A 21,149-nucleotide genomic window follows, 5' to 3' on the forward strand; every position below is an offset into this window, starting at 1 on the left:
ACAAGGAAAGGCGGCCAGTCTAACCGATGGCGAGGGCATTGAACGAATACTGCGCTGCATCCGCGCGGCTCGCCTATGTTAAAAAGCAGGACATCATCGTCCCGCGCTCGTAAGGATCCCCATGTCGCTCACTGCCAAACCACTTGCCGGCCTGAAAGTCATCGAACTGGGCACTTTGATCGCCGGCCCGTTTGCCTCACGCATTTGCGCTGAATTCGGCGCCGAGGTGATCAAGGTCGAATCCCCGGACGGCGGCGACCCGCTGCGCAAATGGCGCAAGCTGTATGAAGGCACCTCGCTGTGGTGGTTCGTGCAGGCCCGTAACAAGCAGTCGCTGACCCTCAACCTCAAGCACCCTGAAGGCCTGGCGATCCTCAAGCAACTGTTGGCCGACGCCGACATCCTGATCGAAAACTTCCGCCCAGGCGTGCTGGAGAAACTCGGCCTGAGCTGGGAAACCCTGCACGCCCTCAACCCCAAGCTGGTGATGGTACGCCTCTCGGGCTTCGGCCAGACGGGGCCGATGAAGGACCAGCCGGGGTTTGGCGCGGTGGGCGAGTCCATGGGCGGCTTGCGCTATATCACCGGCTTCGAGGACCGCCCGCCGGTGCGCACCGGGATTTCCATCGGCGACTCGATTGCCGCGTTGTGGGCAGTGATCGGCGCGCTGATGGCGCTGCGTCATCGCGAAGTCAACGGCGGCTTGGGCCAGATGGTGGATGTGGCGCTGTATGAAGCCATCTTCGCCATGATGGAAAGCATGATCCCCGAGTTCGATGTGTTCGGGTTTATCCGTGAGCGCACCGGCAACATCATGCCCGGTATCACCCCGTCCTCGATCCACACCACCGCAGACGGCAAGCATGTGCAGATCGGCGCCAATGGCGATGCAATCTTCAAGCGCTTCATGCGGGTGATCGGCCGTGACGACTTGGCGGACGACCCTGCACTGGCCAGCAATGACGGGCGTGACGCTCGCCGCGATGAGCTGTACGGCGTGATTGATCGCTGGGTCAATTCGCTGTCTCTCGACCAGGTGATTGAGCATCTGAACAAAGCCGAGGTGCCCGCCAGCCGCATCTACAGCGCCGAAGACATGCTGGGCGACCCGCAATTCCTGGCCCGGGAAATGTTCCTCAAGGCGCAGTTGCCGGGCGGCAAGGACTTCAAGATGCCCGGCATCGTGCCCAAGCTCTCGGACACACCGGGCAGCTGCGAATGGGTCGGCCCGCAACTGGGTGAACACAACAGCCTGGTGCTCAATGCCTTGGGCTACGACGCGGCGGCTATCACTCGCCTGCGCGAGGATGGCGCGATCTGACAAATCCCAGGCAAAAAGAAACCCCGAGCAGTGGGGAGACAACTCGGGGTTAAACGTGGTCTACAAAAAGACCCGCACAGCAAGCGACAAACACCGGAGCACAATGCCTGCTCTTGCTGTTACAAACTCTGACTGACCACCTTGTAGGAAGGTTCCGAAGAAAAATAATGTTTCATGCCAGTGCGCCGCCACGGGTTTGGGAGGCGTTGCGCAAGGCAGCGATGACTGAAGGTTCCAGGCGCCCTTCGGCGATTTTCAGGTCGCGGAGCAGGCAATCCACCACATCCACCAGCGCGCGCTTGTCGCTCAATTGCGCACGATCGACTTCACGTTCAACCACGATGGCGCCACCGGGGTTCTTCACGGTTACCAGGCAGTCGTCGCGCATACCGGCAGAGGTCAGCGTAACCTGATAAGGGCTCAGTGCTTGGCTGAGCAATAGGTTGATACTTTCCATCTCGATCACCACTCAATCATTCGAAAAAGGTTCGAAAAACAAAAATGTCACGAAGAGGCTGACATTCAAGTGACCCGTGCTCAAAGCAGAAAGTTCTACCTTTTGTGTAATCCACTGCTTGAGGAAAACGAGCATGCACGGAAAAGATGACAGAGAAAAAACAACGGCGCACAGGCTAGAATCCCTGGATTGTCCCGGGAGCCTGCCTTGAGAGCTGCGTCTGAACCGCCCTTGCGTATCGTGATTGCCGACGATCACCCGATTTTCCTGATTGGCCTGCGCGCCGTGCTCGAGCGTGACACGCACATCAGCATCGTCGGCGAGGCCAATTCCCCCCAGGCCCTCAGTGCGTTGTTGCAACACTGTGCCTGCGATGTGGTGGTGACCGACTTCATGATGCCCGTCGAGCCCCAAGCCGACGGGTTGCGCTTGATCGAGCAACTGCGCCGGCACTATCCGCACCTGCCCATTGTGGTGGTGACCATGCTCAACAATGCCGGGTTGTTTCATTCCATCCTGGCGTTGGGCGTGATGGGCTTGCTGAGCAAGGCCAGCCTGGCCGATGAGCTGCCCCAGGCGATCCGCCAGGTTCGCCAGCAACGTACCTATGTGGCCCAGACCATCCGCCAGGCGCTGAGCCTGGCCGGGGAAGTCGGCGCTGATCGCCTGCACTCCCAGGAGCACCTGTCACCCCGGGAACTGGAGGTGATTCGCCTGTTGGCCAGTGGCATGACGGTGGGCGAGATCGCCGCGCACCTGCACCGCAGCAAGCAGACCGTCAGCGCGCAAAAAGTCAGCGCCATGCGCAAGCTGGGGCTGGTCAACGATGCCGCCCTGTTTATTTACGTGCAGGAACACGGGCTGGCCTAGCCTGGAACGCGATCCATTGCTTGAGCGTCTCGGCCTCCATCGGCCGGGCGATAAAGCAACCTTGCAGCCACGCCGCGCCCAGTTCGCCCACGGCGTGATAATCGGCGGCGGTTTCCACGCCGGTGACCACCACGGCGACATCCAGGCGCGCCGCCATGCTCATGGCGCCCGCCACCACAGCGGCCTTGCGATCATCATTGGCCATCCCACAGGCAAACGCCGGGGGAATTTTCAGCTCGGTAAAAGGCAGTTCCAGCAAATGCTGCAGGCTGGTGCCGCCCATGCCGAAGTCGCCGATGGACAACTGGCAACCCAACATGCGCAAGCGCAGCAACCCAGTGACATGGGCGCTGTCGGTTTTCAGCGTCGAGGTTTCCACCAACTCCAGGGTCAGGCTATGGGCGGGCACACCATGAAGTTGCAGCAAACCTTGCAGCACCTGGGGGAAGTGCTCGCGCTCCAGCATACGCCCGGGAATGTTCACAGCTACCGGCAGCACTCGGCCGCTTTCGCCCATCACCTGGTTCGCCAGGGCAAGCGCCTGCTCCAGCACATGCCAGGTAAACGCCTCTTCCATGCCGGCAAACTCCAGCACTGGCAGGAACTCGTCAGGCAGCAATAGCTCACCGTCCTGCAACTGCCAACGCGCCAGCGCCTCCACCCCTTGCAACACACCGGCCTGACTGACGATGGGCTGGTACCAGACCCTGCCACAGGCTGCGATAGTCGCCTGGCTGACATCCGCCGAGGGCGGCAGTTGTTCCTGCTCGCTCAAGCTCAGCAGTTGACGGACGCGCTCCCAGGACAGCACCGCTGGCCCTGGACGCAAGTGCTCCTGACAATCGCTCAATACTTGCCCGATCAGCTTGGCCGAGGCCGGCTTGGGCAAGCACGCCAAGACCTTGAGCCCCAATTGGCGGGCCATGTTCGCCACGCCTTCCAGCACGTCGGGCTCGGCGTTGCTGAGCAGGATCAACACCTGGGCCAGGCGGCGTTCGGCCAACTCACGGATCAACGCCAGGCCATCGCCCTGCTCCAGGTACAGATCGCAGATGGCGATATCCACCGGGCCTTTGCTGTCCAGGGACTGGCGGGCAATTTCGACCGTTTCCGCGGCCCGCACATTGAACACACCGTTAGCATTGAGCATCTGGTGCAGGGCCATCAGTTGAAACGGGTTGTCTTCGAGGATCAGGACGTTCAGGGATCGCATGGGTAAGGGTGTCGGTACAGAGAAAGTCCTGCACAGTAGCCATACGCTACGCCGTATCCCATAGGACGTGTCCTAAAAGCTTCTTTAAATGTGGGAGGGGCAAGCCTTGTCGGTCAAGCGCAGACCTCCTGTGGGAGCTGGCTTGCCTGCGAAGGCGGTGTGTCAGTCGCTACATCTGTTACTGCACTACCGCTATCGCCGGCAAGCCAGCTCCCACATTTGATCTTCGTTGCCTTGAGCATTGCGTTCGCTTGGCTGATCGGCATACGGGCTGGGTTACGCATCCAGATAAGGTTGCAGGTCGCGACGAAACGCCTTGAGCACCTCGGACAAGCGCAACCAGGGTTCTTCAAGCTCGGCGCCGCGCTGTTCACGGGCGCATTGCTCAAGGGCGACACAGGCCTTGGCCAGTGGCAGTGCGTCCACCAGCGAGCAAATGCCCTTGAGCCGGTGCAGCGATGCATTCAAGCGTGCCACGTCGCGCTCGGCCAGGGCACCCGCCAACACCTCGTGTTCGTGGTCCAGGCTCTTGGCCAGTTCCTGCAACATGCTTTGCAGCACCGGGCCATCGGCCTGGGTCATGGTGCGCAGGGCCTCGATATCGAACGAACGCTGGGGTGCCAGGCGTGCCAGCACTTGGGTCCAGTGTTCCAAGGTCACCGGCTTGACCAGCAGTTCATCCATACCGGCGTCCTCGCAGCGGCGTTGTTCATCTTTCATGGCGTTCGCGGTGCAACCCACCAGCGCGCTACGAGGCCGTTGCTCCTCGGCTTCGAGGCGCCGTATCGCCGCACTCAAGGCATAACCGGACATGCCGGGCATCTGGCAATCGGTGACCAACACGTCAAAACGTTGCTCACGCCAGCGTTGCAACGCGGCCTCGGCCGACTCCAGGGCGACCACTTGATGACCGAGGAACTGCAACTGCTGCGCCAGCACCAGGCGGTTGGCCGCTAAATCATCCACCACCAGTATCGACAGGCTGCGCCCCGTCGGTGACAACGTCACGGTGGGCGTTGCCGGCACATCATCGGTGCTGACCCGGTCCAGGCGCAGGTCAATGCACACTACCGTCCCCTCGCCCACCACGCTGTCGAGGTGAATGCAGCCGCCCATCAACTCCACCAGTTGCTTGCAGATACTCAGGCCCAGCCCGGTGCCACCGTGTTGCGCAGCGGTCAGGGCGCTCACTTGGGTAAACGGCTTGAACACCCGCGGCTGTTGCTCGGCGCTGATGCCCGGGCCACTGTCCTTGACGCACAGGTGCAGGTATTCGGTATCGGTCTCATCCCGTTGGCAGGTCACGCCGAGGTGAACCCCGCCCCGCTCGGTAAATTTGAGCGCATTGCCCAACAGGTTGTGCATCACCTGGCGTAACCGCAGCGGGTCGAACCAGTAATAACCCTGAGCAGCCGGATCAAACGCCAGGGTCAGATGCAGGCCCTTCTTTTGCGCCGTGGCTTCGAACAGGCTCTGGATACCCTCGAAAAAGCGCTTCAACTCAGTGGTCTGTGGCGCCAGTTGCAGGTGGCCGGCTTCGATCTTGGCCAAGTCCAGGCTGTCGCCCATCAGCGCAATCAGCTCGCGCGCCGAACGATGGGCCACCTGCAGCGCCTCGGAAACCGGCTGGCCGCTTGCCAGACAACGCTCTTGCTCCAGTTCGAGCAAGCCAATGATGGCAGTCATGGGTGTGCGAATCTCGTGGCTCAAGGCCGAGAGAAATGCACTTTTGGCGTAATTCGCTTCGTCGGCGGCCTGGCGAGCGTCCATCAACTGGCGCTCCAGGTCTTTGCGTTCGTTGATATCGATCCAACCGCCCAACAATCCCTGCAGACGGCCCTGGGCATCAAAAAAAGGCACGGTCCACTGGTAGACGTGATAACTGCCGCCGTTGAGCTCCAATTGCCGGTCGACAAATAACGGCTGCTGCGTGGCCAATTGCTCCATGTGGCCTTCGTGCAGCCGCGCCGCTGTGGCGTCGGGCACGACCTTGCTCTCCATCAGCGTCAGGCCCTGGATCAGCTCCAGCCGGGTCGCCAATTGCTGTTCATAACTTTTATTGCAGGTCACCAGGCGCCCGTCCAGGTCGCGGACGAACAGCGGGTTGGGCATGCCGTCGAGCAGTGCGCGCTTGAACGCCAACTGGTCGTTGAGCCGTTGCTCGGCCTCCAGCCGTTGGCGAATCTGGCGCTTGAGCCGGCTGTTCCACACCAGCGACACCAATACAAACAGCAGCGCCGTGGCCACCGTCCAATAGGCCCATGGCGGTACGCGTTGCCAGGCCGGCAGCGGAATCGCCACGGCACCGATCCAACGCAAGCGCAAGGCACTCAACTCAGCCACCGGCAGCGCCTCCAGGGCCTTGTTCAGAATGCTCAGCAGCTCAGGCTGGTCCTTGCGCACCGACAGGCAGTTGGACGACCACTTGCCATCGACACTGCGTCCGATACGCAGGCCATCTTCCGGGTAACTCTGCACTTCCACTTCAGTTTGAATGGTAGCGGCCGCCTCGCCCCGTCGTACCAGCTCACGGGCCTGGTTGTAATTGTCTACCAGGCGCAAGGTGATGTTCGGATGCGCATGGCGAATCTGGCTCTCCAAGACGTGGCGCGCCGGCAATGCCAGCACCTTGCCGTCCAACTGGTTCAAGCCCGTCAGGGGCGAGGCATCGGCACGTTCGATAAACACCCAACCGGACCCGCCAAAACCATGACTGAAGTTGAGCAACGCACTGCGCTCCTGATTCACAGCCAGGGTCGTGTTCATCTGTGCCCGGCCGGTTTCCAGCCATTCCAGGGTTTGCGCAGTAGAACCCACCTCTTCATAGACGAACTGCAAACCGGTCATGCGCGAGATGCGATTCAACAGGTCGACATTCAGGCCAACCCACTGGCCGTCCTTGTCCCTGAAAATGTAAGGCGACATCTGCTGGGCCACCACCACGACATGGGGATGCTCACGCACCCAGGCCTGTTCCGACGCCGACAACGCAACGCGCTCACCACTGATACCGACGCCGAGCCCGGTGGTCCAGCGCGCAAGAATTTCGCGCTGCACCGACTCGTCGAGGCTTGCCAGCGCGCGATTCATCATGGCCCCCAACAACGGATCTGCCTGGCGGGTGGCGAAGGCAAAACCGATGGACGCCAGCCGGCTCTGCTCCTTGATCTGCAACCCCAGGTAAGGCCGCAGCGATTTATAGGCGCGCACAATCACTTCGTTGCCGATAAACGCATCGACGTCACCTTGCTTCAAGGCTTCGAGGCCGCTGTAGAGGTTGGGGGCGAGCATGATGTGGCTGTCGGGATACGCCGCGTGCACCTTCTGCACGTTGGCGTAGCCGTCGAGCAACACCAGCTTCTTGCCGGCCAGATCGTCGCCTTGGGTATCGTCGCGACGCAGCACCACCACCGAGCGGTCGGGCATGTAGTCCGGGGTGAATTGCAGGCCAGGTACGTCACGCTCGTAACCATTGGCACTGGTGAGAATGTCGATGGTGCCGTTGCGCAGCGCTTCGACCGCCTGGGCGCGCTCGGAGAAGCCCAGCACTTGCATGGGCACACCCAGCCGCGCGCCAACCAGGCTCAAATAATCGGCGCTGATGCCCTGGTAGCGATTGCGGTCGCGGGTGATATCGATCGGCTGGTAGTCATCTATCGAGATGCCCACTTTGAGTGTCCGATGCGCCGCCAACCACTGCTGCTCCGTTGGCGCCAGCGGCATAGGTTCAAGCGGGATAAACGCCGGGACCAGTTTGAACGGCAGGCTGACGGCGGCCAGGCTCATGGGCACCTGGATGAGCCACAACAGGCACACCAGCTTCAACGTCCATTGGATCAACACCTGCACCGGTTGGGTTTCCTTGATTGGGCGACTGGGCAAGTATGGCTCGCCAGAATGAAAAAGCCCGTCACGAGGACGGGCTTGGCCGACTGCAAAAAGCTGAATGCATACCTGTAGCAGCCTGATATCCGCCTCATGGTCAGCGGGTGAGTTAGCTGAATGTGGGAGCCGGGCTTGCCCGCGATGCAGACGCCTGGGTATTCAGTCGTACCGAGGCGCCTGCATCGCAGGCAAGCCAGCTCCCACACAAACCCGCTACCCCATTCTTGATTAGAGCGGTTTGCCCCGATTGCCATGCTGGCTGACAAACGCCTGCACTGTCTTCAGGTCATTGGCCAATACGGTGCAGCGCTCTTCGCGCTCGAACAGGTCGGTCAAATGCTCCGGCAACTCCAGGGCCTTGCCAATGCCGGCTTTCTCGACCGCTTCCGGGAACTTGACCGGGTGCGCGGTACCGAGGATCACCATTGGAATATCCAGGCTGCGGCGGCATTCGCGGGCGGCTTTCACGCCGATAGCCGTGTGCGGGTCGAGCACTTCGCCGGTCTCGGCATAGACCTGCGCGATGGTTTCGCAGGTCTGTGCATCGTCCACGGCCAGGGAATCGAACAGCTTGCGGGTTTCGGTCCAGCGCTCTTGCTCGACGCTGAAACCGCCACCTTGCTTGAAGCTGTTCATCAACTCGGCCAGGGCTGCGCCGTTGCGACCGTGCATGTCGAACAGCAAGCGTTCGAAGTTCGACGAGACCATGATGTCCATGGACGGCGACAGCGTGGCGTGCAGGGTTTCCTTCACATACTGGTTGCCGCTCATGAAGCGATGCAGGATGTCGTTGCGGTTGGTGGCGACGATCAACTGGTTGATCGGCAGGCCCATGTTGCGTGCCAGGTAACCGGCGAAGATGTCGCCGAAGTTGCCGGTCGGCACCGAGAACGACACCGAACGCGCCGGGCCGCCCAACTGCAGCGATGCATGGAAGTAGTAGACGATCTGGGCCATGATCCGCGCCCAGTTGATCGAGTTCACCGCCACCAGACGCGTGCCCTTGAGGAAGCTCTGGTCAGCGAAGCTGTTCTTGACCATTTCCTGGCAGTCGTCGAAGTTGCCTTCGATGGCGATGTTGTGAATGTTCTCACCGAAGATGGTGGTCATCTGCCGACGTTGCACCTCCGACACGCGCTTGTGCGGGTGCAGGATGAAGATATCGACGTTTTCGCAGTGCTTGCACCCTTCGATGGCCGCCGAGCCGGTGTCGCCGGAGGTGGCGCCGATGATCACCACGCGCTCGCCGCGCTTTTCCAGCACGTAGTCGAGCAGGCGACCGAGCAGTTGCAGGGCGAAGTCCTTGAATGCCAGGGTCGGGCCGTGGAACAGCTCCAGTACCCACTCGTTGCCGTTCAACTGGCGCAGAGGTGCGATGGCGCTATGGGCAAACACGCCGTACGTCTCTTCCAGGATCTTTTTAAAATCCGCATCCGGAATGCTGCCGGTGACGAACGGGCGCATCACTCGGAAAGCCAGCTCGTGATACGGCAGGCCGGCCCAGGAGGCGATTTCTTCCTGGGTGAAGCGTGGCAGGTTTTCCGGCACATACAGGCCGCCGTCGGTGGCAAGGCCTGCCAGCAGAACGTCTTCGAAATTCAGGGCCGGTGCCTGGCCGCGGGTGCTGATGTAACGCATGACTGGCTCCTCTAAAACATTCTCGAACAGGGGCCGCCGAATGGACGGGGCCCCTGGAACAAATCGGTTAGTTCAAGTGTTCGACGCGAATCCGCACCACCGGGCCGACCACGCCTTGCAAGGCTTCCAGGGCATGGATGGCATCGTTGATGTGCTGTTCGAGCACGCGGTGGGTCAGCAGGATCATCGGCACCTGGCCGTTTTGTTCCTCGACTTCCTTCTGCATGATCGATTCGATGTTGATACCGCGCTCCGACAGGATGCTGGCCACCTGGGCCAGCACGCCTGGATGGTCCTGGGCCTGGATGCGCAGGTAGTAGGCACTTTCGCAGGCTTCGATCGGCAGGATCGGGTGGGCCGACAGCGAGTCCGGCTGGAAGGCCAGGTGCGGCACACGGTTTTCCGGGTCGCTGGTCATGGCGCGAACCACGTCCACCAGGTCGGCGATCACAGACGAAGCGGTCGGCTCCATGCCGGCACCGGCGCCGTAGAACAGGGTGGAACCGGCGGCGTCACCGTTGACCATCACCGCGTTCATCACGCCATTGACGTTGGCGATCAGGCGGTCGGCCGGGATCAGCGTCGGGTGCACCCGCAATTCGATACCGGCCGGGGTGCTGCGCGCTACGCCCAGGTGCTTGATGCGGTAGCCCAGGGCTTCGGCGTAGTTCACGTCGGCGGTGGTCAGCTTGGTGATGCCTTCGGTGTAGGCCTTGTCGAATTGCAGCGGGATACCAAAAGCGATGGACGCCAGGATGGTCAGCTTGTGGGCCGCGTCGATGCCTTCCACGTCGAAGGTCGGGTCGGCTTCGGCGTAACCCAGGGCCTGGGCTTCGGCCAGCACGTCTTCGAAGGTACGGCCCTTCTCGCGCATTTCGGTGAGGATGAAGTTACCGGTGCCGTTGATGATGCCGGCCACCCAGTTGATGCGGTTGGCGGACAGGCCTTCGCGGATTGCCTTGATCACCGGGATACCACCGGCCACCGCGGCTTCGAACGCCACGATCACGCCTTTCTCGCGGGCCTTGGCGAAGATCTCGTTGCCGTGCACGGCGATCAGCGCCTTGTTGGCGGTGACCACGTGCTTGCCGTGCTCAATGGCCTTGAGCACCAACTCGCGGGCCACGGTGTAGCCGCCAACCAGTTCGATGACGATATCGATCTCAGGGTTGGTGGCCACGGCGAACACATCGTTGGTAATCGCAATACCGGTCGTTTCGAACTGAGGCTTTGGCGAACGCGTGGCAATCTGCGCCACTTCAATCCCGCGACCTGCGCGGCGGGAAATTTCTTCAGCGTTACGCTGAAGTACGTTGAAGGTACCGCCACCGACGGTCCCTAACCCACAGATGCCTACTTTGACCGGTTTCACTGAAGAACTCCCCATGAAACGGCCGACGCTAGGTCGGCCGTGAAAACAGCCGCACAACTGCGGCTCTCAATTAATGACTCGCCGACGGTTCGGCGGGCCATGATCGTCAAAGGCTCAACGATAAATGCTTACTTGGCACCCAGTGCCAGTTTGGCAACTTGCGGCGCCGGCTGGTAGCCCGGAATCACCTGGCCGTCGGCCAAAACGATGGCCGGTGTACCGTTCACACCAATGGACTGGCCCAGGGCGAACTGCTTGGAAACCGGGTTGGCGCATTTGGCCGATTTGATTTCCTTGCCGTCGACCATCTTGTCCATGGCCGCTTTCTTGTCGGCCGAGCACCACACCGCCTGCAACTGCTCGTCACCCGGCGAACCCAGGCCCTGGCGCGGGAACGCGACGTAGCGCACTTCCACGCCCAGCTTGTTCAGTGCCGGGATTTCAGCGTGCAGCTTGTGGCAGTACGGGCAGGTGGTGTCGGTGAACACGGTGATGTGGGTCTTGGTCTCGCCGATGGCCGGGTACACCACGGTTTCAGCCACCGGGATACCGTTGATCAGCTTGGACACACCCAGGCGCTCGGCCTTCTCGGTCAGGTTGACCGGCTTGCCATCCTTGAGCTGGAACAGGTAGCCCTGGACGATGTACTGGCCATCGGCGCTGGCGTACAGCACACGGCTGCCCTTGAGCTTGACTTCATACAGGCCGGCCATGGGGCTGGCGCTGATGCTTTCGATCGGGGTGTCGAGCGCCAGGTTGGCCAGACTCTTGCGAATGGTTTGCTCGGCCGCATCATCGGCGACCGCAAAGGTGGAAACCAACGCAATGGCTGCGGCGGCAATAATCTGGGTCAAGCGCATGGGAACTCCTGAAGGCAGAGGCAGGGACGGGAGCAGAATACTGATCTGGACCACAATGGATGCCGTCCCCTTTGCGAACCGGCAAAGCCTACCACAGTTGGGCGGGAGGGCAGACCGCGACAGGTAAAATGGGCCATTTCTGACGGTTTTATCCGCGCGGGTGATGCTTGGCGTGCATATCCTGCAAACGTGCGCGCGCCACATGGGTGTAGATCTGGGTTGTGGATAAGTCGCTGTGGCCGAGCAGCATCTGTACCACGCGCAAATCCGCGCCGTGGTTGAGCAAGTGGGTGGCGAAGGCATGGCGCAAGGTGTGGGGTGACAGCGCCTTGCCGATCCCGGCCACTTTGGCCTGGTGCTTGATGCGGTGCCAGAAGGTCTGGCGGGTCATCTGCTCGCCGCGCTGGCTGGGGAACAGCACGTCGCTGGGGCGCCCACCCAGCAGTTCGTGGCGCGCATCGCGCATGTAGCGCTCGACCCACACAATCGCCTCCTCGCCCATGGGCACCAGCCGCTCCTTGCTGCCCTTGCCCATCACGCGCAACACGCCCTGGCGCAGGTTGACCTGCTCCAGCGTCAGGCTGATCAGTTCGGTGACGCGCAGGCCGCAGGCATACAGCACCTCAAGCATCGCGCGGTCGCGCTGGCCGATGGCCTCGCTCAGGTCTGGGGCCGCGAGCAGGGCATCGACGTCGGCTTCCGACAAGGATTTTGGCAACGGCCTGCCGAGTTGCGGCATGTCGATTTGTAGGGTCGGGTCGACGGCAATGAGTTTTTCCCGCAGCAGGTAGCGATAAAAGCCACGCACGCCGGAGAGGAATCGCGCAGTGGAGCGCGGTTTGTAGTTCTGCTCCAGGCGCCAGGCCAGGTGATCGAGGATCAACTCGCGCCCGGCATTGATCAGTTCGAGGTTTTTCTCCTGCAGCCAGCCGTTGAACAGCGCCAGGTCGCTGCGGTACGCCTGGCGTGTGTTGTCCGACAGGCCTTTTTCCAACCAGAGGGCGTCGAGGAAGCGGTCGATCAGGGGATGGTCAATGGCAGGCATGGGCACTCAAGCGACTTAGCACAAGGCAATACGCGTATTATTTAAGGAACTGTGACAAGAGCCATTAGTCTTTCATAGCCCGCTATTTCAAGGAACAGGAAGCTTTAATGAACGAACAACAGATTTTGTTGGCTTTTGGCGGCATTGGCGTGGCCGCACTCGGCTGCCAGTGGCTGGCCTGGCGCCTGAAACTGCCAGCGATTCTGTTTCTTCTGCTGAGCGGGATTCTGGCAGGGCCGATACTCGGATGGCTCGACCCGCAGGAAATGTTCGGCCCTCTGTTGATGCCATTGGTGTCATTGGCAGTGGCGCTGATCCTGTTTGAAGGCAGCCTGACCCTGCACCTGTCGGAGTGGAAGGAAATCGGCAGCGTGGTGCATCGCTTGGTCACGGTTGGCGCCCTGTCAACCTGGGCAGTGATCACCCTGGCCACCCACTGGCTGCTGGGTTTTGACTGGATGCTGGCGCTGCTGTTCGGCACGCTGACTCTGGTGACCGGGCCAACCGTGATCGTGCCCATGCTGCGCGTGGTACGCCCCAAAGCCTCCATCGCCAATATCCTGCGCTGGGAAGGCATCGTCATCGACCCGATTGGCGCGCTGCTGGCGGTAGTGGTGTATAGCTTCATCATCGCCAGCGCATCGGGCGACGGTTTGAGCCACAGCCTGCTGACCTTCGGCGGCGTCATCCTCTGCGGCAGCCTGTTCGGCATCGCCGGTGGCTGGGTACTGGGGCAGATCATGCGCCGCCAGTGGTTGCCGGAATACCTGCATAACCTGGCGACACTGGCGGGCGTGCTGGGTATCTTCATCGCTTCCAACCAGGTGATGCATGAGTCCGGCCTGCTGGCGGTCACGCTGATGGGCATGTGGATGGCGAACATGAAAGGCGTGGATGTACGGCACATCCTGCACTTCAAGGAAAACCTCAGCGTGTTGCTGATTTCCGGGCTGTTTATCCTGCTGGCGGCACGCCTGGACCTGAACGCCATGATCGCCCTGGGGCCGTTCGTGTTGATCCTGCTGTTGATCATCCAATTCATTGCACGCCCGTTGAACGTGGCGCTTTCGACCTTTGGCTCGGGGTTGAACTGGCGCGAGCGCGCACTGCTGGCCTGGATCGCCCCACGGGGCATTGTGGCGGCGGCGGTGTCAGCGATCTTTGCGATCCGCCTGGATGAGGCTGGCCACGAAGGCGCGTTGTTGCTGGTGCCGCTGACCTTCGCGGTGATCATCGGCACCGTGGTGCTGCAAAGCGCCACGGCACGCCCCTTGGCCCGCCTGCTCAAAGTCGCTGAGCCGGCGCCTAGCGGCTTTTTGATCGTGGGTGCGAACGGCCCGGCGCGAGCACTCGGCAAGGCGTTGCAGCAATTGGGCAGCCGCGTGTTGCTGACGGATTCCAGCTGGGAAAACATCCGCGCCAGTCGTATGGAAGGCTTGCCTACGTACTTCGGCAACCCGGCCTCCCAGCATGCCGAATCCCATCTGGACCTGGTCGGCCTGGGGCACCTGCTCGCCCTCTCGCCTTCTGGCGAACTGAATGCCTTGGCCACCATGCGTTTTCGCCATGACTTCGGCCATCGCCTGTTCGCCCTGGCCAGCAGCCAGGAAAACCGTCGCACCGACAAGCACAAGGCCAGTCATGAACACCGCGGACACTTGCTGGGCAGCCAACCCTTGAGCTACACCAAATTGGCCAGCCTGCTGGGCCAAGGCGCCGAGTTGTACAGCACCAGCCTCACCGACGGCTTTGGCTGGGAGCAGTACCAGGCGTTGCACGGCGAGCGCGCCACCTTGCTGTTTGCCAGGGACACCAGCGGCTGGGTGCACGTGGTCTCGCCCGAGAGCAATTTGAAGCCCGTAGCGGGCTGGACCTTGCTGGCGGTCATTCAACCGCAGGCCAGCACCGCCGAGTAATCAGTCAACAAAGCCAGGCAGTACCGGGACAGGGCGTTTATCTGCGTCAATCGCGACAAAGCTGAATACGCCCTGGATCGCCTTTTCACGGCCATCAGCGCTCATGCTCTCGACGAACACTTCAACCTCGACCTTGAGGCTGGTGTTGCCGACCTTGATCACCCGACCGATCAGCTCAACGATAGAGCCAGCCGGGATCGCGTGGTTGAAGTCGATACGGTCGGTGGAGACCGTCACCAAAGGTAAGCGACAGAAACGCGTGGCGGTGATGAACGACACTTCGTCCATCCATGCCAGGGCAGTGCCGCCGAACAGGGTGTTGTGATGGTTGGTGGTGGGCGGGAACACGGCCTTGGTCACGTGGGTGACGGACAGGTCGGTGCGGCGCTGGATTTCTTCGAGGCGGGTGGTCATGGGTCAATACCGGCATATAGGCAAATTTCAGGCACAAAAAAGCAGCCCGTAGGCTGCTTTTTTCTGCATCGGGAAGCTGGACTTAAGCCAGTTTTTCCTTGATGCGAGCTGCTTTACCGGACAGGTCACGCAGGTAGTACAGCTTGGCTTTACGTACGTCACCGCGACGCTTGACGGCCATGCTGTCGATTTGCGGGCTATAGGTCTGGAAAGTACGCTCTACGCCAACACCGTTGGAGATTTTACGAACAGTGAAAGCACTGTTCACACCACGGTTACGCTTGGCGATTACCACGCCTTCGAACGCTTGCAGACGCGAACGGTCGCCTTCCTTCACTTTCACCTGAACGACAATGGTGTCGCCCGGGGCAAAGGTAGGGATCTCTTTGGTCATCTGCTCTGCTTCGAGTGCAAGGATGATTTTGTTAGTCATGCTGTGCTCCTAAGGTAAGTCAATGGACCTACCATCGATACGTTGTTAACTATCGTCCCGCGCGAGGATGTATTCCTCGAGCAGCTTCTTCTCTTCTCCAGAAAGCGAGCGGCTTTCCAGAAGATCGGCGCGTCGTTCATAGGTCCGACCAAGGGACTGCTGTAAACGCCAACGCCGGATGTGTGCGTGATTGCCACTTAGCAATACGTCGGGAACACGCTGATCCACATACACCTCCGGACGGGTGTAGTGCGGGCAATCCAGCAAACCATCCGTGAAGGAATCTTCCTCCGCGGAGTCCGCATGCCCTAAAGCTCCGGGCAGCAGTCGTGTAACCGCATCTATCAGGACCATCGCTGGCAGCTCGCCGCCAGACAGGACATAGTCCCCAATCGACCACTCTTCATCGACATGAGCTTCAATAAAACGCTCGTCAATGCCTTCATAGCGACCGGCAATCAGGATCAAACTTTCCTCATTCGCCAGTTCGCGTACCGCCGCCTGTTTCAGCTGACGGCCTTGAGGGGACAGGTAAATTACCTTCGCCTTCTCCCCGGCGGCTGCCTTGGCCTGAACCAACGCATCTTCCAGGGGCTTGATCTTCATCACCATGCCCGGGCCACCGCCAAATGGGCGATCGTCCACAGTGTGATGTCGATCCGTCGTGTAGTCTCGCGGGTTCCAACAGGTGAGCTGCAACAGCCCCTGTTTCACCGCCCGACTGGTGATGCCGTACTCGCTGATGGCGGAAAACATCTCGGGAAACAAACTGATCACTTCAATGCGCAAATTAGCCACGCTTAGAAGTCCGCGTCCCATTCCACCTTCATCTCGCCCGCTGCCAGGTCGACGGCCAACACGCATTGCTCGGTATAGGGCAACAGGCGTTCACGGTCATCCAGGCTGCCAGCGCAAGGCTTGACCACCATTACATCATTGGCGCCGGTTTCCAGAAGATGATCGATTTTCCCCAGCAATTGCCCGAGTTGATCAATAACCTTCAGACCTTCGAGCTGGTACCAGTAGTACTCGCCGTCGGTCAATTCAGGGAACAGGTTGCGCGGCACGCAGATCTCATAACCGGCCAGAAGACGAGCTTCTTCACGATCATCAAGACCCTTGAGCTTTGCGACCAGGAACTTGTCGCTCCCGCGTCCACTGACCAGCTCAACCTGCTTCACACTCCCTTCGCGCTTGAGCGTCCAGGTTTTGTACTGCAACAGGTTTTCAGTCGGATCAGTAAAGGAATACACCTTCACTTCGCCGCGAACGCCATGAACAGAGTAAATCTTGCCGATAACGATCAAATCATCAGCAACAGCTGGCGTCGCGTTCATATTGCTCAGGCTGCGGCCTTAGCCGAGTCCTTCAACAGTTTTGCAACGCGCTCGGATGGCTGTGCGCCAACGCTCAGCCAGTAGGCTACGCGCTCTTGGTTCACGGACAGACGAACTTCTTGACCACGAGCAACAGGGTTGAAGAAACCAACCTGTTCCTTGTGCGAACCGTCACGCGGGTTGCGGCTGTCGGTTACGGTCAAGTGGTAAAACGGGCGCTTTTTGGAGCCGCCAAGGGCAAGACGGATTGTTAGCATGTGAACATCGTTCCTGTAGTCGGTGCTGCAAATCTAAATGCACAGCGGGCATAGGTGCCCGAAAGGCCGCATATTCTAAGGAATATCCGGACTTTTGCAAATGTCTTTTTCTGGCGCCTATCAGCGTGCCATTCAGATCTGCTATAGAGCCGTCGGTTAAAACGGCGAGTCAGCGCCCGCCAACGGCGGGTTTGCTGGAGATCCCACATCCCTGTGGGGCGGAGCGCAAGCAAGGCTTGCGCTCGAATACTTTACATTTTAGGCATGCCGCCGCCGGGCAACATACCGCCCATGCCGCGCATCATCTTGGCCATACCGCCCTTGGCGGAGAATTTCTTCATCATCTTCTGCATCTGCTTGTGCTGCTTGATCAAGCGACCGATGTCCTGCACCTGGGTGCCGGAACCCATGGCGATCCGGCGTTTGCGCGAACCGCTGATCAGCTCAGGGTCGCGGCGCTCGGCCGGGGTCATGGAGTTGATGATGGCTTCCATCTGCTTGAACTGTTTCTCTGCCGCGCCCTGGGCGTTGCCCATTTGCGCCAGGTTCACACCGCCGATGTTGGGCAGCTTGTCCATCAGGCCGCCGAGGCCGCCCATGTTCTTCATCTGTTGCAGCTGGTCGCGGAAGTCTTCGAGATCGAAGCCCTTGCCCTTCTTCAGCTTCTTGGCCAGTTTGTCGGCCTTGTCCTTGTCGAGCGTGGCTTCGGCCTGCTCGATCAGGCTGAGCACATCACCCATGCCGAGGATGCGCGAGGCGATACGCTCAGGGTGGAACGGCTCGAGCGCTTCGCTCTTCTCGCCCATACCGATGAACTTGATCGGCTTGCCAGTAATGGCACGTACCGACAGCGCGGCACCGCCACGGGCGTCGCCGTCGACCTTGGTGAGGATCACGCCGGTCAGCGGGAGTGCGTCACCAAAGGCCTTGGCGGTATTGGCCGCATCCTGGCCGGTCATGGCGTCGACCACGAACAGGGTCTCGACCGGGTTGATCGCGGCATGCAGCGCCTTGATCTCGCCCATCATCTCTTCGTCGATGTGCAGGCGACCGGCGGTATCGACGATGACCACGTCGATGAACTTGAGCTTGGCTTCTTTAATAGCCGCGTTGGCGATGTCGACCGGCTTCTGGCTGAGGTCGGACGGGAAGAAGGTCACGCCCACTTCGCCCGCGAGCATTTCCAACTGCTTGATGGCCGCCGGACGGTACACGTCGGCCGACACCACCATCACGGATTTCTTCTTGCGCTCTTTAAGGAAGCGCGCCAGTTTGCCGGCGGTGGTGGTTTTACCCGCACCTTGCAGACCCGCCATCAGCACGACGGCTGGCGGCACGGCGCTGAGGTTCAGGTCTTCGTTGGCCGCGCCCATCAGGCTTTCGAGCTCGGCCTGGACGATCTTCACAAAGGCCTGGCCCGGGGTCAGGCTGCGGGACACTTCGGTGCCGACCGCACGCTCCTTGACCGAGTTGACGAAGTCCTTCACCACCGGCAAAGCCACGTCGGCTTCCAGCAACGCCATGCGCACTTCACGCAGGGTGTCTTTAATATTGTCCTCGGTCAGCTTGGCCTTGCCGGTAACGTGGCGCAGCGTCTGCGAGAGACGGTCAGTCAAGTTTTCAAACATGCGCGATCCTTTCAGGCCCTATTCATCGAAATGCAGGTAGACCGAGGTAATGGCGGCCCAGGCTGGGGGAAATCGCTATTAAAAACAGCGTTCGCCGAGCCTGCGGCGTGGGCAGGTCGCGGATTATAGCGAAGACTGCGCCCATGCACACCCGCTGTCTGGCCCGGGAGTCTTTCGTGCAACGCAGGTGTGTGCCAAACTCAACGCCTTTCGGGCTTGCCTACCAGGATTTATGCTCCCCTTGTCACCCAGTTTGCTACCCAGCCTCGCCGCCGCCATTTTGTATGCCGCTGCGACCCTCTATCAGGGCACTCGTCTGGCCCAAGGCGCCAAAGCGGACAAACGTCTGCTCGTCGGCCTTGGCGTGCTGGCCCTGCTAGCCCATGCCGCCAGCCTGTTCACCCACCTGATGACCCCGGTCGGCCTGGGCCTGGACTTTTTCAGCGCCGCCAGCCTGATCGCCGCGGCCGTCATCGCGCTGACGCTGCTGGCCTGCTACCGGATTCCGGTGGAGAACCTGCTGGTGCTGCTATTCCCCCTGGGAATGCTCACGGTGCTGCTGGCGCAGTTCACCCCCACCGGCACCGTACAGGTGATCGACGAGGAGCCGGGCATCCTCGCTCACATCCTGCTGTCTATCCTCGCCTACGGCATGTTCACCATCGCGGTGTTCCAGGCCCTGCTCCTGCTGCTGCAGGATCACCAGCTCAAGCACAAGCACCCGTCGGGGCTGATCAAGAACTTCCCGCCCCTGCAAACCATGGAAAGCCTGCTGTTCGGGTTCCTTTGGGCCGGCTGGACCCTGCTGTCACTGTCGCTGATCTCCGGCTGGCTGTTCGTCGAGAACCTGTTTGCCCAGCACCTGGTCCATAAAACCTTGCTGGCGTGCCTGGCGTGGGTCGTGTTCAGCGTGCTGCTGTGGGGGCGCAACCGCCTCGGCTGGCGCGGGCACAAGGCCATCCGCTGGACCCTGGCCGGTTTCTGCCTGTTGATGCTGGCCTATTTCGGCAGCAAGCTGGTTCGCGAATACATCCTGCATATCTGACGGGCAGTGATCATGGACAACTTGCCCTTAGGGCCGATGCTCGCCGTAATTGCCCTGCTGATCTTGTGGGCGGCGCTGTTTACTGCCATAGAAGCTGCGCAACAACACCTGCTGGCCCTGCGCTCTGGCACCCGCCAGGGCGACAAGGCGGCCGCCCGCCTGAGCTTCCCGCGCCATAGCCTGATCCTGTGCAACAGCCTGTGTCGCGCCGCCGTGGTGATTCTTTGCACCCTGCTGGCAATCTATGCCTGGGCAGAAAACGGGCCCTGGCTAGGCTGGCTGATTTCCTGCGCAGCGCTGCTGGTGCTGGCCGACTACCTGCCCCGCGCCCTGGCCACCCGTCACCCTCAGGCAGTGCTGGGCTTTGGCAATACATTGCTGGGCGTGCCGCTGAAAATCCTCTACCCCCTGGCCTGGCTGCTCAATGGCATCAGCCTGCTGTTATTGCGCCCGTTTGCACGCAAATCCGGCGTGGCGAAAAACAGCGACGAGCCCCTGCCCGACCATGATGACAACCCAGAGCCCGATACCGACGCCGACCGCACTCCCGGCCTGCCCGGTATCCATGCCCTGGACAACATCACGGTCAACGACATCCTGGTGCCGCGCAGTGAAGTGGACGGCATCAACCTCGATGAGCCAATAGAAAACATCATCGAACAGTTGCGCACCTCGCCGCGCACACGCCTGCCGGTGTTCCACAGCGACATCAACCAGGTGCAGGCCGTGCTCAACACCCGGCAGGTCCAACACCTGCTGCCTGACGCCAGCCTGACCAAAGAGGCCCTGCTCGCTGCCTGCCACGAGCCTTACTTCGTGCCGGAAAGCACGCCGTTGCAGCTGCAACTGCTGAACTTCCACAAACAACAGCGGCGCCTGGGCATGGTAGTGGACGAGTACGGTGAAGTGCTGGGCATCGTCACCCTGGAAGATATTCTGGAAGAGATCGTCGGCGAATTCGAAAGCGATCAGGCGGTGGATAACCCGCATATCGAAGCCCAGCCCGATGGCCGCTACATCATCGACGGCGCCGCTTCGATCCGCGAACTGAACAAAAGCCTGGGCTGGCACCTGCCCAGCGACGGTCCCAAGACCCTCAACGGCCTGGTGACCGAAGCGCTGGAAACCATCCCCGATTGCGCGGTGTGCCTGAAAGTCGGCCGCTATCGCCTGGAAATCCTCGAGACCGAGGACAACCGGGTGAGCAAAGTATTGATCTGGCATACCAGCCACGTGCCAGTGGCCGCCTGACCTCAGCAGGCTCAACCCGGTCAATGTGGGAGCTGGCTTGCCTGCGATGCAGGCGACTCGGTCCTTCAGTTGAACCGAGGGGATGCTATCGCAGGCAAGCCAGCTCCCATATTGATCCAGTTCCAGGCCATAGATCCTCACCAGCCCCTTGTTGGATCCTTAGCCCCCTTCCTATAATCCCTGCGGCTTACCCAAGCCCCGCCCGAC

Annotated in this window: 18 protein-coding genes; 5 read left to right on the plus strand and 13 right to left on the minus strand. The window is 60.8% G+C overall.

What is annotated here, in order from left to right; genetic code table 11:
• The first annotated feature begins 121 nt into the window (after positions 1 to 121).
• Positions 122 to 1,321 (plus strand): CaiB/BaiF CoA-transferase family protein, encoded by a 1,200-nt coding sequence (locus AB9N64_RS12090; protein ID WP_122300950.1) that lies wholly within the window; start codon positions 122 to 124, stop codon positions 1,319 to 1,321.
• Between the two features lie 172 nt (positions 1,322 to 1,493).
• Here the strand turns inward: AB9N64_RS12090 and AB9N64_RS12095 are convergent, their stop codons facing one another.
• A complete protein-coding gene (locus AB9N64_RS12095; protein WP_020301357.1) occupies positions 1,494 to 1,778 on the minus strand; it encodes a DUF3509 domain-containing protein in 285 nt (94 codons plus the stop codon).
• Positions 1,779 to 1,985: 207 nt separating this feature from the next.
• On the opposite strand from AB9N64_RS12095, the gene AB9N64_RS12100 reads away from it, so the two are divergent.
• Positions 1,986 to 2,648 carry a response regulator transcription factor gene (locus AB9N64_RS12100; protein ID WP_003193955.1) on the plus strand — a complete coding sequence of 221 codons (663 nt, stop codon included), beginning with the start codon at positions 1,986 to 1,988 and terminating at the stop codon, positions 2,646 to 2,648.
• Here AB9N64_RS12100 and AB9N64_RS12105 read toward each other — a convergent pair.
• From AB9N64_RS12105 to xerD, 6 genes are all read right to left on the minus strand, one after another.
• Positions 2,617 to 3,861 carry an EAL domain-containing protein gene (locus AB9N64_RS12105; RefSeq protein ID WP_020301358.1) on the minus strand — a complete coding sequence of 415 codons (1,245 nt, stop codon included), beginning with the start codon at positions 3,859 to 3,861 and terminating at the stop codon, positions 2,617 to 2,619. The two genes, AB9N64_RS12100 and AB9N64_RS12105, sit on opposite strands and share 32 nt — an antisense overlap.
• A 276-nt stretch (positions 3,862 to 4,137) precedes the next feature.
• Complete coding sequence (locus AB9N64_RS12110; RefSeq protein ID WP_371360389.1) at positions 4,138 to 7,710, minus strand: transporter substrate-binding domain-containing protein; 3,573 nt, start codon at positions 7,708 to 7,710, stop codon at positions 4,138 to 4,140.
• A 264-nt stretch (positions 7,711 to 7,974) separates the two neighbouring features.
• On the minus strand, positions 7,975 to 9,384 hold the full coding sequence (gene thrC, locus AB9N64_RS12115) for a threonine synthase (protein ID WP_014719782.1): 1,410 nt from the start codon (positions 9,382 to 9,384) through the stop codon (positions 7,975 to 7,977).
• Between the two features lie 67 nt (positions 9,385 to 9,451).
• Positions 9,452 to 10,756, minus strand: a complete 1,305-nt coding sequence (locus AB9N64_RS12120; RefSeq protein ID WP_005791086.1) for a homoserine dehydrogenase — start codon at positions 10,754 to 10,756, stop codon at positions 9,452 to 9,454.
• Between the two features lie 128 nt (positions 10,757 to 10,884).
• Entirely contained in the window at positions 10,885 to 11,616 is a 732-nt protein-coding gene (locus AB9N64_RS12125) for a thioredoxin fold domain-containing protein (protein WP_005791088.1), read from the minus strand.
• A gap of 148 nt (positions 11,617 to 11,764) precedes the next feature.
• Complete coding sequence (gene xerD, locus AB9N64_RS12130; RefSeq protein ID WP_020301360.1) at positions 11,765 to 12,661, minus strand: site-specific tyrosine recombinase XerD; 897 nt, start codon at positions 12,659 to 12,661, stop codon at positions 11,765 to 11,767.
• Positions 12,662 to 12,768: 107 nt separating this feature from the next.
• Here xerD and AB9N64_RS12135 point away from each other — a divergent pair, with 107 nt between their 5' ends.
• Positions 12,769 to 14,577: a sodium:proton antiporter gene (locus AB9N64_RS12135; RefSeq protein ID WP_014719784.1), complete on the plus strand. Its 1,809-nt coding sequence runs from the start codon at positions 12,769 to 12,771 to the stop codon at positions 14,575 to 14,577.
• On the opposite strand, the gene AB9N64_RS12140 is transcribed toward AB9N64_RS12135, so the two are convergent.
• The 6 genes from AB9N64_RS12140 to ffh form a co-directional block, all read right to left on the minus strand.
• A complete protein-coding gene (locus AB9N64_RS12140) occupies positions 14,578 to 14,991 on the minus strand; it encodes an acyl-CoA thioesterase (RefSeq protein ID WP_003193963.1) in 414 nt (137 codons plus the stop codon).
• Positions 14,992 to 15,073: 82 nt separating this feature from the next.
• Positions 15,074 to 15,424: a 50S ribosomal protein L19 gene (rplS, locus tag AB9N64_RS12145; protein WP_003175895.1), complete on the minus strand. Its 351-nt coding sequence runs from the start codon at positions 15,422 to 15,424 to the stop codon at positions 15,074 to 15,076.
• Between the two features lie 45 nt (positions 15,425 to 15,469).
• The gene (gene trmD, locus AB9N64_RS12150; protein ID WP_153475158.1) at positions 15,470 to 16,243 is read right to left on the minus strand and encodes a tRNA (guanosine(37)-N1)-methyltransferase TrmD; all 774 of its coding nucleotides are present in this window, start codon (positions 16,241 to 16,243) and stop codon (positions 15,470 to 15,472) included.
• Positions 16,225 to 16,761, minus strand: a complete 537-nt coding sequence (gene rimM / locus AB9N64_RS12155; RefSeq protein ID WP_003175898.1) for a ribosome maturation factor RimM — start codon at positions 16,759 to 16,761, stop codon at positions 16,225 to 16,227. Before rimM ends, trmD begins: the two co-directional genes overlap by 19 nt.
• A 5-nt stretch (positions 16,762 to 16,766) precedes the next feature.
• The gene (gene rpsP / locus AB9N64_RS12160; RefSeq protein ID WP_003175899.1) at positions 16,767 to 17,018 is read right to left on the minus strand and encodes a 30S ribosomal protein S16; all 252 of its coding nucleotides are present in this window, start codon (positions 17,016 to 17,018) and stop codon (positions 16,767 to 16,769) included.
• Positions 17,019 to 17,269: 251 nt separating this feature from the next.
• Complete coding sequence (ffh, locus tag AB9N64_RS12165) at positions 17,270 to 18,646, minus strand: signal recognition particle protein (RefSeq protein ID WP_003193965.1); 1,377 nt, start codon at positions 18,644 to 18,646, stop codon at positions 17,270 to 17,272.
• Between the two features lie 232 nt (positions 18,647 to 18,878).
• Here ffh and AB9N64_RS12170 point away from each other — a divergent pair, with 232 nt between their 5' ends.
• Together AB9N64_RS12170 and AB9N64_RS12175 are read left to right on the plus strand one after the other, a co-directional pair.
• Positions 18,879 to 19,691 (plus strand): inner membrane protein YpjD, encoded by an 813-nt coding sequence (locus AB9N64_RS12170; RefSeq protein ID WP_003193966.1) that lies wholly within the window; start codon positions 18,879 to 18,881, stop codon positions 19,689 to 19,691.
• Between the two features lie 12 nt (positions 19,692 to 19,703).
• Positions 19,704 to 20,942, plus strand: a complete 1,239-nt coding sequence (locus AB9N64_RS12175; RefSeq protein ID WP_371360322.1) for a transporter associated domain-containing protein — start codon at positions 19,704 to 19,706, stop codon at positions 20,940 to 20,942.
• Positions 20,943 to 21,149: the final 207 nt, after the last annotated feature.

The organism is Pseudomonas sp. KT_2_4 (assembly GCF_041410225.1).
GTDB lineage: Bacteria > Pseudomonadota > Gammaproteobacteria > Pseudomonadales > Pseudomonadaceae > Aquipseudomonas > Aquipseudomonas paracarnis.